The organism is Tardiphaga sp. GW821-FHT12E02 (assembly GCF_058807155.1).
This window is the reverse complement of record NZ_JBXAQK010000001.1, coordinates 338,013-353,962: the sequence shown is the minus strand read 5'-3', so window position 1 is coordinate 353,962 and position 15,950 is coordinate 338,013. Positions and strand designations below refer to the sequence as shown.

Sequence of the window (15,950 nt, the reverse complement as noted above, 5' to 3'; positions counted from 1 at the left end):
TGGTTAACGGAGACTTTCGCCTATGATGGCAATCGCGGCATGGGAGAATTGCCTGATTTCAAGGTAGTCAGCTTCAGCAAGACGGTAATTGCGTGCTCCCGTTTCATCGCTTGAGACACCGAAATGGTGTTCGGACCTCCATTGCATGTTGATATCTAGGTTTATCGAGGCGGCGCGCTGCGGAGCATAGATCCTGATCCGGAGCTGGCTGAGCGGTGGCCGGCTGGGCCCCGAGCGGCCGGGATCGCGTGGAACGGCGAAGTCCGATCGCTCGGCGATCGGAAACAGCGTTCCTTGGGCAGCCAGGTCGATGATCGTGGTCAGCACCGTGCCCAGCGTATCTACGGGGGCGAGCTTCTTAGTGAAAAGCTTGGCGAAGTACCTTGCGGCTAGGGCGGGGATGCGCCCGCCTGGTGTCGATCCGGGTGCCTCCGGTACCGCGCTGTCCACCTGCCGCAGCGGCAGGTTCCAGTATTCTTGGATCGTTGCGGGGGTGTCCTTTAGCAAGGTCCCCGTGGACATCGCCAGCAGCAGCATGGCGGCGTCGCGGGCGGTCATGTCCTTGCCGCCTCTACCGCGCCCGGTGACTTCGATAAGACCCGCTTCGTGAAGTCGGCGCAGTGCGACGCGTACCGTCTCGTCGGGCTTCCTGACGACTTTCGCGATCGCACCGACGAGCTGAGGGGACTTTGCCATAATTAGTTCTCCGACCCCAGAACATTAGAACTGAAAGTCGAAAACGTAAATGCCATCCCTCGAATGCTTCGAGGATATTGTAGTCCGACCGGTTTTGCCTCGATTTGATTGGGATAGCGTGGATTTGGCGATTGCGGCGGCAGAGCGGCGCGGTGCGAAGAAAGCCCAAATTCGTCAGGTGCTTAAAACCGGTTGCCGGTTTAGTCCCTGCTTTTTATGGGCCCACGCGAATTGTTGAATTAGTCTCCAATAATGCTTCAACGCCAAGTATTGATGCTATCGCGAATACTTCGGATGCTTCCGATCCGGTCTGCTACGATCCGATGAATGTGGCGGCTCCGGCGATTTTTGCCGGTATCTAGGTGTACGTGGTCGCTTGTTATCGTGAGGTGGCGGTTCCGACCTTTTTCGCCTCCGGGCCCCTTGCCGGGATTAGGGTCGCCGGTCGTGCTCGGTACTCGCGGGGTTCGTCGTCCGGGCAACCAATGCCCTTCATCCGAGAGACGCGGGGACCGGCGCTGGTCTTCGGGCGTGATCATGTTCCGGTGGAGCGGCAGAGTCTCCCGACGAGATCCGCGGGCACTCCGCAAGCGGTCAGGTCCGCGGCCTCGATCGCTTCGAACGGGCGTGGCGGTCGCCGGAGATTCCGGACGATGTCGGGGTCGATCGCGAGGAGCTCTTCGACGTCCTTCAGATATCCGGCGCGTTCGGGGTCGAGGCAATGGCGTTCGGTCTCGGATCGGACCTTCGGCAGCATGCTGTTGTCGAGCCCGAACAGGGTGCCAAGTCCCTCCTCCAGCGCGGACGTGGCGCGGCAGGTTCCGAGGCAGTGCAGCGCTTCGTGCGCGAGCTGGTAGGTGAGAGTATCTACGTCGTCGAGGAGATCCTGACCGACGAAGACGATGCTGGTCGGTCCCGACGTCATCCAGGCAAAGGGCGGCCCCTGGTCGATCAGACCGACCAAAATGCGGGCCGACGGTTCGATGCGGCCGCCGAAACGGAGTTCGGCCTCCGCGATCAGTGCCTTGAGAAATGTCAGGGGTCTCGGCGCCGCCATGGCGATCGCTCCACATTCGGGAACGTCATCATACACCACGTGGCACGGTCGTGGGCTAGGCGGAGGGGCGGCGGATTAGGTGCCCGGGTTCGACCGATGCCGCTCTTCCGTCGCCTTGACGAGATGTTCAACGATGTTGCAGGACGAAAGTGATCCGGATTGGGCCGACCGTCGAACTGCTGGAGTGCAGACCGCCAAACCTCTCAGGGCCCGTTTCGTTGTCATCATTTTACCGGCGATGACGGTGATCGCCAACTTCCCGTCCCGGGCGGCGGTGCGGAGTGAAGCGACCCGAAGCGGCCCCCGAGGCCAAAACAGCAAAGCGGCCTCAGGCAGTGTAAGAATTTCATCCTCTCCCCAGGCTTGCGGGTCGGGCCGCTCCGCCACGCGGCGCAGATTGGGTTTAGTGCCCATGGTTTTCGCTCCTGTCGTTTCCAGGCCCCGTGCGGGTGGTCCGGGTGCCAAAACGCGCATGTGATCGATGTTTCACGGCATCCGCTTCCCGAGCCGGTCGATGTCCTCTTTCGGAGGGTTGGCGGACGCCATGAGGCGGGCGACGGCGGTGCCGTCGATCCGCCCCTCCGTCAGCAGCACCTCCGCGACAGCTTCGAGGGCGCAGCGATGTCGCTGAAGGATCGCAAGGCACGCATCCGAAGCCTTGACGAGCTCGTCGTTCGCCGCGAGGCGGACCTCGGGATAGGATAGCAGATCCCAGGTGCGCTCCCGCGGCGCGAGAAAGAGCAGCGGCCGCGATCCGGAAAGCCCGACCGAACCGGCCATCGCTGCTGCCATCGCAGCGGCAGTTTCCAAGTCCGAGCCGGCGACGCCACCGGATCCGTGGCCGCAATCTCCGCAGAGAAGGATCTCCGCCGTCCTGCCGGCCAGCAGGATCTGGATGCGGCGCGAATAGTCTTCGTAGGTGCCGGCCGACTCCTTGATCTCCGTGCGGACGACCCGCCCGCCGATCCCGCGCGACGGCGAGATGGTGGCGTGGATCCCGGCGGCGCCGTTGAACAGAACATCGACGACGATGTGTCCGGCTTCGTGGATCGCCGTGCGATGCCGGAGCGCCTGCGGCCGGGCGTCCTCGCTTTTCAAGATCCTCAGAAGATCCTGCATGACGACCGACCGGGCGCCATCCTGCCTGGCGAGACGGCGGGCGTCGTTGACGATGCGCTCCACTTCGGCTCCCGAGCCGCCGAGCGTCCGTTCGCAGACTTCGCGGAGGTCGGCGCCGACGAGATCCTCGCCGAGGCGCACGCGGAACATCTTCTCCAGATCCGCGAGGTTCGGCAGACTGACCTCGATCACCGGATTGAACCGTCCCGGGCGGACCAGCGCGGGATCGCAGCGACGGACATCGTTGCAGGCCGCGACCAGAAAGAGATTCTCGTTTCCGGCGAGACCGTCTGTGAGTTCGAGGAGGCCAGAGACCACCTGGATAACGTAGTCCGCGTGGTCGTGTCGGATCGAGCTTCTGTCGGCGAAGGCATCGATTTCGTCGATGAACAGCACGCAGCCGGAAGACGAGTTTGCGAGCTCTCTCGCCTTCCGGAAATCGGCATGCATCGCCTTCAAAAGATCGCCCAGATGCCCTTGCGCCTGCCAGCCGGCGAGCGAGGCGGTCACGATCGGAAGCCCTGCGGCGCGTGCGAAAACCGCGGCGAACGTGGTCTTTCCGGTGCCGGGCGGGCCGTTCAGCAGGACTTTGGACGAGACTGCGGACCAGCTCCCGACGGCCCCACGCCTCCACAAATTCAGATCGACGATCGCCGCACGGGCCCACGCCACGGCGTCGTTCATTCCGTGCAATTCGTCCAGCGTGAGGTCGCGCGGGCCGCGCTTGACGGTCTTGGCGTCCGCAAGGCGGCGCAGGCCGGCGATGCAGTTGGCCGGCGCGCGGTCGAAGCGCACGGCGATGGCGATCTCGTCGAGCCCCATCCGCGCCACGGTGACGTCGTCGAGCCTTGCGCGGCACGTGCGTCCCGTCACGATCTCGATCGTCCTGACGATGGTGCGTGCGTCCAGCGGCGGAATCGCAAGCCGGTCGGTGCATGCGAGGAGCAGCTCGGCGGGTAGATAACTTTCAGCGCGTGGCGAGAAGGCGATGACCGGCACGGCGAGGCCGAGCGCGTCGAGCGTCGCGCGCCGCGTCTCTTCGACGTCCTTGACCTTCGTCGGGGTCTTGGTGACGACGGAGACCGCATCGTACTGACCGTGGCGGAGCGTGCCGCTTCCACCGATCTTCGCGCAGACCGCGGCGGCCGGAAGGACGACGTCCTGCCACAGCCGGGCGAGCCGTTCCAGCATGGCCGGATCGGGCACGTCGACGATGACGACGGGCGTCGCGCAGCGGATCGCATTCGCGAGTCCTTCGTGGCGATCGATCTGCCGGGCGAGCATCAGGCGGGCCGCGATGTCGACGGCAGTCACCGCCTCCACTTTAGCGTTCTTGTTGGCGACCGGAACGTCATCGTCGTCGTCACCGTCGCGCGGTCGCTTCCGGAGCGCGGCCAGCCCGACGAATCCTTTGACCGCCGTCGGGATCTCGGTGGCATCGAGCTGCTCGATCCGGCGGGCCTGCGCCGCGGCCATGGCCTTACGGTACGTCCGCGCCGCCTCGACGGCCAGGCGGTGCGTTTCGGCCTCGAGCGGCCCCATTGCAGCCGGCATGTCGTAGGACGCCGGAACGGCTCCTGCCGCCGATACCGAAGGGGTCGCATCGGCGTCGTGTGCACCGCTTCCGCGGCGCTTCTTCGTATTGATGTACTTAGTCACGCGTATCGTCCTGTCTCGAAGATCGTGGTCGCTAGGGCGGATGAAACTGCGGATTCCGGGCTATGGCGGAGGGCTTCGTGGGTCGGGGCATCGGTCTCTCCATGATGGCAGTGGCCGTGGTGGTGTCGTCGGCGCCGGCCCGCTACGGCGGATGCACCTGGAACGTGAGGAGTATGGCGAGGCGGTCCGTCGTCTTAGTCATCTGCGATCTCCATGACGAAGGCGGGGTCGAACGAACTGCACTCGCCCGGGTATCCGCGCGGATTGCTGAGCAACATGGTCGCGTTGCGCCGCAGCCGCATTGGGTGATGGGTGTGCCCCGAAACCCAGGCTGCGGGACGGTGACGGTCGACAAGCGGCAGCAATTCCGAGGCATAGGCGGCGCTCAGCAGCGAGCGCTGGTTCGTCGGCGAAACCGACTCCAGCGTCATGCCGTGGTGGGACACCACGATGACGGGGCCCGGGTGGCTCTTCGCGAGCTCGGTCTCCAAGAAGATCCGCGACTTCGCATGCAGCGCAGCCGCCTCCTCGGGTCTGAACCGGGCCCACGGCTCCTTGCGCCAGGTGATCGACTTGTGATCCCTCATGCCGTCCCGCGCGGTGTGCATCGCGGGCTCGCGCAGTCCGGCGCCGAACAGGCAGTAGTCGGTCCAGAGCGTGGCGCCCACGACGCGCGTCCTGCCGATCGTCACGGCGTCGTCCGACAACAGGTGCACCCCCAACTGACCGGCGCGGACGCGGCCTGCCTCGAGTTCGGCGGACAGTTCGGAGCCGTAGTATTCGTGGTTGCCGGCGACGGTCACCACCTCGGCGCGTGGGAAGGCGTCGCGCAGCGTCTCGACGGCCTTGACCAGGCCCTTGCACGTGTCGCCGGCGACGATCACGAAGTCGGCGCTATCGACCGTGCGGGGCATCGCCGCGGTGCCGTAGAACTCGACGTGCAGATCGGACATGACCTGGACCCTCACGACCTGTCCTCCGCGTCATCCGCGTGACGGTGCGTCGTGTCGACCTTGATCAGGCGAATGCGCTCGTCGAGCTCCGGCCACGCCTCGCGGAAATTGTGCGCGAGCCACGAAGTCGCGAAGCGGCGGCGGTCCACGCGGTCGAGCGGCATACGGCGGATCAGGTTGGATAGCACCAGCGTGGCGCCGGCACTGCCACGGAGGGCGTTGTGCAGCAGGACGGTCATCGTCAGGTCGGTGCGGATCGTGATCTGCTGCGGGATGCCCATGCTCAGCGCCAGGCCGATGGCGCTGGCGGCGTCGCCGGCGATCGCCAGCCGCCAGGCGTCCATGGTCGACGAGGTGCGGCGCATGCACTCGGCGACGGCGGCACGGTGGTCCCGGTGGAAGCGGTGCGCCGGCACGGAGCGCCACAGCAGATGCGCGTGTTCCCAGTCCGCCGACGTCTCGCCGAACAAGTAGGCGGCGATCGATTTCGGCTTCGCGAATTCGAGGGCGCGACCGTCATCGCGGCGCGGCTTCTTCTTGTCGTCTGTACGCATGACACAGTTCTCCGTTCGCGCCGAAGGGCGCGTTGTGGTCCATCGGGACCGGATTCGGTTCAGAGTGTTGGTGGAAGGGAGCGCCTCCTCAGAAGCGCTCCCCGTGCCTCGCCAAGCCGGGCCGTGCCCTGCCTCGCCGGGCCACGCCCCGCCGAGCCGCGAAATTCATTCCTTGCGCTCCTCGGCGAGGTAGGTGCCGAACGTCGGCCTCCAATCGCCCAAGCCCTTCGTGAAGCCCGCCGTCATGAAAGTGTCGACGACCTCGCTGCGGTTCAGCAGAGTAGGCAGGTACATCACGTCGAATTCGACAGCCCAGTTGTCGAAGCGGGCACGCGTCCGGACGGTCCGCGCGCGTCCGACCCTGACGGTCGTCCTGAACACGAAGCGTTCGTCGGCGCCGAGTTCGTCGAGGTCGCGCGGGCCGTCGAACTCCAAGATGGCGGGACGACCGATCTGGATGCCGGCGGATGCCTCCTGGCCCTTGTTGCGAGCTCTGGCCGCCGTCTTGAACGTGCTGAGCAGTGCCTCGGCGGGAATGCAGGGTCGACCTTCGGACAGCCAGAGACCGCCGTGCCATTCGATCTTCGAAATCTCCAGATGATCGGCGACGGTCTTGATGCGCTTGGACGTGATCTTCGTCAGACGCGCCCGGATCGGGTCGAGCGGATCGGCCAATCGCGAGGAGTGCATCAGGAGCGGGCGGGTGCCGGTCAGACGCAGGCGGATCTTGTCGGCATGCATCACGCGATCTCCATGCGGGTCGGGTCGATCAGCGGCGCGTCGACGCGGACGATCTTCACGTCGGCACGCAGCGGCTGCAGCAGCGCGTAGCGGCGGGCACGAAGGAACGACGTCACCGCGCGATGGCACTCCGAGCACAGAGAGGTGAGGTCGCCGTCGGTCTCGCACCCCAGGCGGTCGTACGTGCGGTGATGGGATTCGAGGGCGGCGCCGTCCGCGGCCTTCGCGGGGCAGAGACGGCATTCGAAGCGGGCTGCCTCGAATTCGCGCAACCGCGCCGCATTTGTCCGCCAGGCGCTCGACTGGATGTACTCGCTGTAGGTCATCTCGCTTCCCTTTCATCGGGAACAAGATGCCACCGGCCATCGCCGAAGTCAATTATTCTTCTCATAATGGGAATGATAAGGCTTGCTAACGTTAATTTTCCCCCTTAGAACGCTTGAATGCCTCATGCCCCGATATCCTCCCCACCGCCCATAACCGCGGCCATGATCCGTGCCGCACGGGGCTTGCTAGACCTGTCGCAGACGGAGCTCGGCGAGTCGCTGACGCCGAAGGTGTCCCGCCGTACGATCAGCAAGATCGAGACCGACGCACCGGGCCGGCCCGATCAGCGCCGCCGCGACGTCCAGACGGCGATCCGAGAATTTCTAGAGGGAAAGGGCATCGACTTTCTGTTCGGCGACGATGAATTCGTCGCGGGCGTGAGGCTGCGGCGGCAACGCGAATAGTGCTGCGCGCCAAGCGACGCAGATCCTCCGAAAGGAGATACGGCAGCGCCGGTCGACACTCCCGGCGACAGCGGCGTCACCTTGCGACCGGAAGCCTTTCGATGCGACATGGCGCCACTATTTGGCCGCGCCTTTGCTGCATCTGTCGCTGACGGCCAACGGGGCGATGCGTCACTCGATGTCATTTCCATCTCTGCAGATATTTCTCCGCATCGCGCTCATCTTCGCGATGATCGTTGGTCTGCAGCGGCCTCCCATCGGGAGCGAGAGCCACTCGCACCATGGCATGACGACGGTTCAGGGCGAGACCCGGTCCCATTTATCTCCCGGTCCGGACGGCGGTCGCGAGGTTGTCATGACCGACGGTCAGAACGATGCCGGCCAGGCGGATCGTCACGATCCCGCCGATCATTCGCATGTCGCTTCTGATCTGCCCCCGACGCCCCTTGTTCTGCCGTCGGTGCCGTCGCTCTCTACGACGTTGTCGGTCGGAAGGACGGCGTCAGAGGGCGACATGGTTTCCTTCGAGCGCCCTCCGAGACCTCCTCTCCGCGCGTGAGGGTGGTGCCGGGGCCGTCGCCCCTGCGTTCCCACCATTCATGAACGCTGTCGGTCCCGATCTTCTCGGGAGCCGCCGAAAAGCGCGTGCACATGCGCGCCGCGGCGACAGCAGAGCCCATCTCGACATTCGGATCATATCGACCTCGCCGCGGCGGGCAACGCGATCGCTCAAAAGGAAATCTCATGCAAAAGCTCGACTGGGTCGGCTTCTGGAACACCGACCACCACATCTACGTGAACAAACGGCACAAAATCGTCCACGATCAGCTCGTCACCGGCGACATCATCGCGTACCTGCCGAAGGACAGTGCGGTCCTCGATTTCGGCTGCGGCAGGAATTTCGCCGTAGATGAAATGGTGAACAAAGCCGGCCAGCTCATCCTCTGCGATGCCGCACCCTTGGTGCGGGAGGAGCTTCAGCTCCGGTTTCCGAACCATCCGAAGATCATGGTCGTGGCCCCGAACGAGCTCGACCTCTTTCCGGATGGCTCGTTCGACGTCGTCGTCATGCATTCCGTCGCACAGTACCTGACTCCAGATGACATGCGGAAGACCTTGGCAAGCTTCGATCGCCTGCTGAAGGAGGCCGGCAAGCTGTTGCTGGGCGACATCGTCTCCGCCGAAGGCGGTGCCGTGTCCGATGCCTACGCGCTCCTGACCCTCGCAAGAAAGGAGCAATTCTTCGGAGCCGCGGTGATTGGCCTGGCAAAGACCGCCATCTCGCCCTATCGCAAACTGAGGCAGGAGCTCGGTCTGACGAACTACGAAGAGGCCGAGATCCGCCTGGTGCTCGATCGCGCCGGGTTTACCTGCGAACGGATGGCGCGGAACATCGGTCACAATCAGCGCCGCGCGACCTATCTGTGCCGCAAGCGGCCGCGGCTCGCCGAAGTCTTGCGGGCGGAGATCGAGATTTGAGAGCCGTGGTGATGGCCGGGGCAATGTGGGCAGGGCGTCCGTGCGCGGCCGCGCTGCGGCGGGACCGAGCATGATACTGGCGACGGGTGGGCACGCGATGACGGGCGTCTGCAAGAAGTGCGGAGGCGAGATGCTCGTCTATCGGACGGGGCCGCATCCGTGGCGCACCGGCTACGAGGTGCAGCGCTCCGAATGCGCGGACTGCAAGGCTCAGGCTGCGCGCACCACAGCCAGCGACAGAAAGGCTAGGTGAAGTCCGAGATGGGGCACGTCGGAGTCGGACGAGGCGCTACCGGTCCTCGTCGCTCGAGAACCGCGTGTCGCGAGGTACCTCGCGTCGGTGGTCGCAGCCCCGACATCGGAAGACGTGAGCGTCGAGTCCGACCCGCGATGGGCGGACACCTTCCTTCTCAATGCAAGTGTCGCAAGTTTTGCAGAGGGGGAATCCATGTCGCGCTTTGGATCGAATGAGTTTCGAGTGCAGCTCGCTGGCCGAAAAGCGGGGGGGGGGCAGGACACCTGTCGCCGACGCACATCGCGATCATGGGCTTTCGGATGAAATCATACGATTTAGTCATGGTGTATTTGCAACATCGGCTGGGGTCGGCGGGATACCTCAGTCGGCCTGCGCCTTGAAGGTGGCGACGCGAAATAGGTAGATCGCGATCGCCATTATGAAGATGCCGGTGCCGATCGGCTCTACGATGCCGGTGATCCTTCCGTAGTTGGCTCCGAAGACGAAGCCGGCATAGGCGAGGGCACCCGTCCAGACCGCCGAACCGATCGTGGAGAGCAGCAGAAACCGGAGCGGCGACACCCGGAAGGTTCCTGCGGGGACCGAGATGAGGGTCCGCACTCCCGGCACCAGGCGACCGAGGACGAGAGCCGCAGCGCCGTGACGTGCGAACCACCGGCTTGCGCTATCGACGTCAGCCGGACTTAGCGTGAGCCATCTTCCGTGCTTGCTGGCGAAGCGCTTCAGTCGCTCGTCGCCGAGCCCGCGTCCGACTAAGTACCAGAAGAACGAGCCTAGCAATGATCCTGCCGCCCCGGCCACGATTGCTGCCGTCAGAGAGAGCTGACCGCGCGAGGCGACGAAACCCGCGAGCGGCATAACGACTTCAGACGGAATTGGCGGAAACAGATTCTCGAGCAGCATCATCATGAAGATGCCAAACACACCGAAGCGTTCAACCGCCGCTACCACGAAATCGACCACGGCGTGTCCCCCAATCAGCGCGAAGTAAAGTAATCGGTCCTGTGCAATAGCGGCTATCGCGCCGCCGCTCTACGCATTTCGGACATTGAAAGTATGCACGTCGAATACGCCGCTCTGACGGTCTCACGCATTCCCGTATCATCGGAACGTTGCAATCGCTGCGAACGAGAGCGTCCATGAGGCATCTGGACAGGTCGTGATCACCCATCCCAAGTTTGCGAAGGTATTTTCGTTCCGACATGCGGTGTTTGGTCGCCATAGACGAAGGATTCGTTTTTGGCTTTGCGCTCGGCCAGCGATTTGTTATCTGGGTCGCATGCACGGTGAGCGTCGAAAAGCGCGATACATGAGTAAATTATACGGTTTACGCCGTATGTTGCTTCCGCTTGTCGCGCTCGCTTATCTCTTCGCGGGTTTCGCGCACAATACGGCTTGCGCTCACTCCGTCCCGACGTCAGGCGCTGCGGTCGTTCTGGATTCGAGTTCTGCCGACGGAAAGGACGTGAAGTTCGTCCTATCGCTCTGCGATCATGGTGCGTCGTGCATTTCGGCCCTGGCTTCCGAGAATGGCCGCGTGATGCGAATCCAGCCTCCTTCCAAGATCGAGCTTCCCGATGTCGCCGTTCCGCGTTCGCGGCATGGGTGTCCGGATACGCCACCTCCAAAACTTTCTGTCTGAACGACTCGCCAGACGCTGCCGCGTCTTCTTTCGTCATTCAGGTAGTAACAATGTCCATGATGATCATAGGGGCGCCCCAGAGGCGTGCCGGACGTCGTTCGTCCACGGCCGAGCGCATCCCCTGTCCGGACCGAAGCTTTCGCCTTTCAATGAAGCTCGCTCGGAGGCGTGCAGGCGGCGCGTGCGTGGGCGCCGCATCGCATTCCCCCGTCGGCGCGGGAGGCAAGCGATGAGGGGCAACCGACCGACATTCGAGGGGATGCCCAACACTCTCCAGCATGCGCTGCGCAACGAGGACGACGTCGGGCGACGTCTCGTCTGGGATCTGTCCGCGATCGGCGTCTACATGATGCGCATCGCTGACCTCTTGGGGAGGAGGATCGGCGTAACGGGGTCGCAATGGATCACGATCACGGCGATCGACGGCCTCAGCGACGGCGAGGGCGTTTCGGTCAGGGACGTAGCGGCATTGCTCAATGTCGATGGATCTTTCGTGTCCGCCCAGTCGAAGATCCTGGAGCAATACGGCCTATTGAGACGAGTTCAGTCGGCAGGAGACAAGCGACTTGTCTTGCTCTCGCTCACCGATCTGGCGATCACGCGCCTGAACGAGCTTGATTCGTCGAAGTACACCCTCGAGCAGCATGTGCGTGGCGAGTTGGAGGAGCAGCCGCTGCAGGAACTGTCCGAGACGCTGATCTCCATGCGCCGCAGGCTCGGGAGAGCGATGCTGCTCGTCGCCGCGGGCGAGGAGTGACGGAATGCCCAAATCGAAAACACGGAATCCCTATCAAAGTAAGTGTTTCCGATGATTATTGCATCTGCTTCGTCCGTCCCGATGATCCGGCATGTCCTGGGTTTAATGATAAAATTGCCTGTCGAAATCATACGCTTTCTGCGCTGGTCTTTTGTCACGGCCACCTGCAAACCGACGCCGCACGGCCTCGAACTATCAATCATGTGTTGCTCTGATGCGGCGCCGGAATTCATATCGTCCGGCGGAGTTGGGGGACGTCTCCTGATCGAATGCGCGAAGTGTAGCAGGGGCGCGATGAGCGCTCGATCGAGTTGAGAAGCGCATCGATTGATATCGGATCGGCCGGATGACCGAACGGTCCTAAATGTCTCGCTGAAGGATAGGGGATTCACATGAATCTGATGAAGAATACGATCTTGGGAACGGCCGCGAGTCTGTCTCTCATCGCGGGCGCGCAGGCGGCTGATCTGCCGATGAAGGCGAAGGCGGTCGAGTATGTGAAGGTCTGCTCGCTCTACGGTGCTGGGTTCTATTACATCCCGGGCACCGACACCTGCATCAAGATCGGCGGTGCCATTCGCCTCGATACCGCATTCAACGGCGGTACCTACGACACGCCGTTCTGGCAGGGCGGTGCCGGCGGCAACAACCTGTGGACCAAGGATAACTACACGACCCGTGAGCGCATCAACCTCACGACCGATACGCGCACGGCCACGGACTACGGTGTTGTCCGTACCTATGCCAACATCCAGTTCGACTTCCTGCAGAACCGTGAATCGATCGCCGGTGGTTACACCGAAGTCGACTACGCGTTCATCCAGTTCGCCGGCTTCACCTTTGGTAAGGCTGTCTCGCAGTTCGATCCGCAGTGGGCACTCGCCAGGCCGTATATCTCGTCGGGCTTCAACGCCGGTTCGAACAACGCCACCGGCATCCCCCAGCTTGCCTACACCGCTTCGTTCGGTAACGGCGTGTCGGCCACGATCTCGCTGGAGAATGCGTCGCCTTACCGCAACGCAGGTCTCTGGAACACGAATGCGTTCATCGTCGGCCCGGGCGCGAGCACCTTCACCGGTACGTTCTACGGTTCGAGCTCGAACACCTTCCTCGGCAATTCGTACGGCGGCAACCAGATCCCTGACGTCGTCGGCAACCTTCGTCTGGATCAGGCTTGGGGCACGCTGCATCTCGGTGCCGCGATGCACACGATCACCCCGGGCTTCTACGCGGGCACGGAGAACACTGGGCACGCGGACAACAGCTTTGGTTTCGCGGTCACGGGCGCCCTCGAGTTCAAGAACATTCCGACGGGCGCTGGCGATAGCCTGAAGCTCGAAGCTTCGTACGGAAAGGGTGCTGCCAAATACATCTTCGGCGGCACGACCGACGTGGTTGGCGGCGGCCGGTACAATAAGGTCAGCGGCAACACCGCCGGCTTCGGCTACGTGCTTGACGGCGTTTTCGCGCCCGGCGGTCAGATCATCCAGAGCGAAGCCTGGCAGGTCAGTGCGTTCTATGAGCACTATTGGACCCCGGCATGGCGCACGTCGGTGTTCGGCAACTACAGCCAGATCTCGTACGGCGACGGCAATGCTCAGATGCTGGCAGCCTTCCAGGGCGGCGGCGCCGGCGGTCCAGGCTTCAACTCGTCGTCGACGCCAGCCGCCCGTGCAGGTGTGTTCGCGGGTACGGGCAACTTCGATCTCGCGTTGGCGCAGATCGGTACGCGCACTGCCTGGACCCCGGTGAGAAACCTCACTCTGTCGGCCCAGTTCACCTACAGCCGACTCGATCAGAACCTGAACGGCACCTACACGACGAATGCCGGCGGCATGCTTGGCAAGCCCGCTGGCACGGTGCTGCAGACGCAGGATCAGAACCTCTACAACGGTGCTGTTCAGATCCTCCGTTCGTTCTGATGACAAGAGATTCTCTCCCGCTACGAATTCCCTTCCTCGCGGGGGAGATGTTCGCTGGGCTCCTCTTCAGGGCTTCGTGAACCTCCAAGGCGCCTTCGGCCATGCCCGGCCGGAGGCGTCCTCTTCTTTTCGAATTCCCTCCGTCGTTGTGGTGACGTCGGTCGGAGTGTCCGTCGTGCGCCTGCGCGCCGGACGGAGGCGCTCTCCGGCGAATATCCCCGCTTGGAGGGCGCATCCAAATATTGTCGGTCTGGAGATCTGAATCCGATGTTCGGCGCGGTTCTATCCGAAAGGCTGCAATCGGACCGGAACTCGTTCAATCTCGTCCGGCTCGCCGCGGCTGCGTCGGTGATCGTCTCGCATCTTTTCATCCTGAGGTACGGTCCGGGCACGCCGGAGCCACTGTCCTCGTCGACGCCGTTCACGCTCGGGCAGCACGCGGTGAACGTATTCTTCGTTCTCTCGGGACTTCTGCTGTCCCGGTCGCTCGACCGCCATCCGGGACTGCGGCGGTTCGCGGTCGCACGGTTGCTACGCATCGTGCCGGCGCTGTTCGTCTACGGGCTGGCTTTCGCGCTTATCGCGGGACCGCTGCTGACGACGGCGGCACTGACTGTCTATTTCGCCGACATCACGACGTGGACCTATCCGGCGACGGTGCTTGCCCGCTTCCAGCAAGCACCGTCGCCGCCCGGTCTGTTCGGCGATCTGCCATACGCATCTGCAGTCAACGAGCCACTTTGGACGTTGAAGTACGAGATCGCGGCCTACGCGGGTCTCGGCGCTGCCCAGGCGATGGGTCTGCGAAAATCGACTGCTTTTCTGATGATCTCACTTGTAGTGACGGCGATTATGATGGTCGCCCTGCAGCCAGGATCACTGGCGCTTGTCGGTGCCGTCGACAAGCTCTGGCCCTTTCATCTGAGCCGCTACGGGCTCTGCTTCCTGCTCGGCGTCATGGCACATCGCGGGCGCGATGTCCTGCCGGTGACGCCGTGGCTGCTGCCGACATCCTTCTCCGCGGCGATCGCGTTCGCGGGAACGTCGCTTTCGGCGGTCACCTGCATCATTTTCACGGCGCATGTCGCCGTTGTCGCCGGCGCGATGGATTTCGGTGCCGTCACGCGATGGACGCAGCGCAACGATATATCGTACGGCACCTATATCTACGGATGGCCCGTGCAGCAGGCGTTGCTGACGTTAGCGCCCGGCATTTCGCTGCCGGTCTTCGCACTTCTTTCGTTCGTCTGCGTGCTGCCGCTTGCGATATTTTCGTGGTCGGCCATCGAACGGCCCGCATTGAATTACAGGTCGGGCAGGGCCGCATGACGTGCGTTCGTCCGGTCGATGACTGCCGAGGAGTTAAAATCTTGCTACGAATTTGTATCGCTGCCGCCGCAATGATCGCTGGAACGACGTTCGCCGCAGCCGCCCCGCGAGGGCCTGCCGTCGACGCCCACTACACCTACGCCGCCGGCCAACCCGTGAAGGGGAAATGGAAGTCCGCGATGCCGGTCGCGGTCGTCTACTCGGACAAAGGCGGGAAGCTTGAGATCACGCCGGGCCAACTGAAGTTCAAGCGGGGGCAGGTCGTGAAGTTCTCCGTCCGGAACGATACCGACGTGAAGCACGAGTTCGTGCTGGGAACGACGACTGAAAATCTCGGACATGCCGAGTCGATGAAGGTTTCACCGGACTTCGAGCATCATGAGATCAACGGGCGGGTGATGAGGCCAAAATCCACTGTGGATCTACAGTGGCAGTTCATGAATACCGGCACATTCGAATTTGCCTGCCTCGTTCCGGGTCATGCGGAGACGGAAATTCGCGGAGAGGTCATAGTCGAGTAACACGGGGCAGATAGATACCCACGTGTTAACCGTACATACTGTTGTATAATTGAAATTGTTACAGTATCCGTCATCGACACGATTCCTCGATCCGTGCTACCTCACTCGGATAGTTCGAAAGAGACAACGATAGTGACGCTTTTCGCCCGCATCTTCCGCCACGGCCCGCTGCGCTTCTCGCGCAAGGCTTTGGTCATGGTCGTGCTGGCGTCATATCTCTTCGCCGGTGCGATGCACGGGTTGTTCGAACTGGACGTGACCAGCGCCAACGGTGCGACCGTCGTGTCGCTCGTCGACCAGGAGCCGGGTCATTCCGACAAGGGCATCGTGGCGGACCATCACTGCCATGGATGCTTCTCGGTTTCGACGCCTGCGCCGTTCGTCGTTGCGACGACAGCGGAACTTGTCAGTCGCCAGACCGTCGTTCACGACGTCGAACGACGCAGTTTGCCGCGTGGTATCGACCCTCCGCCCCCCAAATCCCTGACCTGAACGTAGTCGCCGGGCGCATTGCGCCCAGAATCCGTCGTTCGT

General features: G+C 63.1%; 16 protein-coding genes. 8 read left to right on the top strand and 8 right to left on the bottom strand.

The window, feature by feature from the left end; all coding sequences use genetic code 11:
* Positions 1-3: 3 nt before the first annotated feature.
* The 7 genes from AC1RQ5_RS01695 to AC1RQ5_RS01665 all read right to left on the bottom strand — a co-directional run bounded on the left by AC1RQ5_RS01695 (position 4) and on the right by AC1RQ5_RS01665 (position 7,105).
* Positions 4-696: a hypothetical protein gene (locus tag AC1RQ5_RS01695; protein WP_493196874.1), complete on the bottom strand. Its 693-nt coding sequence runs from the start codon at positions 694-696 to the stop codon at positions 4-6.
* Positions 697-1,231: 535 nt separating this feature from the next.
* The gene (locus tag AC1RQ5_RS01690; protein ID WP_493196873.1) at positions 1,232-1,753 is read right to left on the bottom strand and encodes a hypothetical protein; all 522 of its coding nucleotides are present in this window, start codon (positions 1,751-1,753) and stop codon (positions 1,232-1,234) included.
* Between the two features lie 486 nt (positions 1,754-2,239).
* Entirely contained in the window at positions 2,240-4,531 is a 2,292-nt protein-coding gene (locus tag AC1RQ5_RS01685) for an AAA family ATPase (RefSeq protein WP_493196872.1), read from the bottom strand.
* A 194-nt stretch (positions 4,532-4,725) separates the two neighbouring features.
* Entirely contained in the window at positions 4,726-5,484 is a 759-nt protein-coding gene (locus AC1RQ5_RS01680; RefSeq protein WP_493196871.1) for a metallophosphoesterase, read from the bottom strand.
* Positions 5,485-5,495: 11 nt separating this feature from the next.
* A complete protein-coding gene (locus AC1RQ5_RS01675) occupies positions 5,496-6,038 on the bottom strand; it encodes a hypothetical protein (RefSeq protein WP_493196870.1) in 543 nt (180 codons plus the stop codon).
* A gap of 165 nt (positions 6,039-6,203) precedes the next feature.
* Entirely contained in the window at positions 6,204-6,779 is a 576-nt protein-coding gene (locus AC1RQ5_RS01670; protein ID WP_493196869.1) for a hypothetical protein, read from the bottom strand.
* Positions 6,779-7,105 carry an HNH endonuclease family protein gene (locus tag AC1RQ5_RS01665; RefSeq protein WP_493196868.1) on the bottom strand — a complete coding sequence of 109 codons (327 nt, stop codon included), beginning with the start codon at positions 7,103-7,105 and terminating at the stop codon, positions 6,779-6,781. The genes AC1RQ5_RS01670 and AC1RQ5_RS01665 overlap by 1 nt, the downstream gene beginning before the upstream one ends.
* Before the next feature lie 162 nt (positions 7,106-7,267).
* On the opposite strand from AC1RQ5_RS01665, the gene AC1RQ5_RS01660 reads away from it, so the two are divergent.
* The 3 genes from AC1RQ5_RS01660 (at position 7,268) to AC1RQ5_RS01650 (ending at position 8,989) form a co-directional block, all read left to right on the top strand.
* The gene (locus tag AC1RQ5_RS01660) at positions 7,268-7,510 is read left to right on the top strand and encodes a helix-turn-helix domain-containing protein (RefSeq protein ID WP_493196867.1); all 243 of its coding nucleotides are present in this window, start codon (positions 7,268-7,270) and stop codon (positions 7,508-7,510) included.
* Positions 7,511-7,631: 121 nt separating this feature from the next.
* Complete coding sequence (locus tag AC1RQ5_RS01655) at positions 7,632-8,069, top strand: hypothetical protein (RefSeq protein WP_493196866.1); 438 nt, start codon at positions 7,632-7,634, stop codon at positions 8,067-8,069.
* Between the two features lie 185 nt (positions 8,070-8,254).
* Entirely contained in the window at positions 8,255-8,989 is a 735-nt protein-coding gene (locus tag AC1RQ5_RS01650) for a class I SAM-dependent methyltransferase (RefSeq protein ID WP_493196865.1), read from the top strand.
* Positions 8,990-9,605: 616 nt separating this feature from the next.
* On the opposite strand, the gene AC1RQ5_RS01645 is transcribed toward AC1RQ5_RS01650, so the two are convergent.
* A complete protein-coding gene (locus AC1RQ5_RS01645) occupies positions 9,606-10,208 on the bottom strand; it encodes a DedA family protein (protein WP_493196864.1) in 603 nt (200 codons plus the stop codon).
* Between the two features lie 938 nt (positions 10,209-11,146).
* Between AC1RQ5_RS01645 and AC1RQ5_RS01640 the strand changes: the two genes are divergently transcribed.
* The 5 genes from AC1RQ5_RS01640 to AC1RQ5_RS01620 all read left to right on the top strand — a co-directional run bounded on the left by AC1RQ5_RS01640 (position 11,147) and on the right by AC1RQ5_RS01620 (position 15,908).
* Positions 11,147-11,644, top strand: a complete 498-nt coding sequence (locus AC1RQ5_RS01640; protein ID WP_493196863.1) for a MarR family winged helix-turn-helix transcriptional regulator — start codon at positions 11,147-11,149, stop codon at positions 11,642-11,644.
* A 392-nt stretch (positions 11,645-12,036) separates the two neighbouring features.
* Entirely contained in the window at positions 12,037-13,566 is a 1,530-nt protein-coding gene (locus AC1RQ5_RS01635; RefSeq protein WP_493196862.1) for a porin, read from the top strand.
* 267 nt (positions 13,567-13,833) lie between these two features.
* Positions 13,834-14,895, top strand: coding sequence for an acyltransferase family protein (locus tag AC1RQ5_RS01630; RefSeq protein ID WP_493196861.1), 1,062 nt, complete (start codon positions 13,834-13,836; stop codon positions 14,893-14,895).
* Positions 14,896-14,936: 41 nt separating this feature from the next.
* Positions 14,937-15,416, top strand: a complete 480-nt coding sequence (locus AC1RQ5_RS01625; RefSeq protein ID WP_493196860.1) for a cupredoxin domain-containing protein — start codon at positions 14,937-14,939, stop codon at positions 15,414-15,416.
* Between the two features lie 132 nt (positions 15,417-15,548).
* Positions 15,549-15,908, top strand: coding sequence for a hypothetical protein (locus AC1RQ5_RS01620; RefSeq protein WP_493196859.1), 360 nt, complete (start codon positions 15,549-15,551; stop codon positions 15,906-15,908).
* Positions 15,909-15,950: the final 42 nt, after the last annotated feature.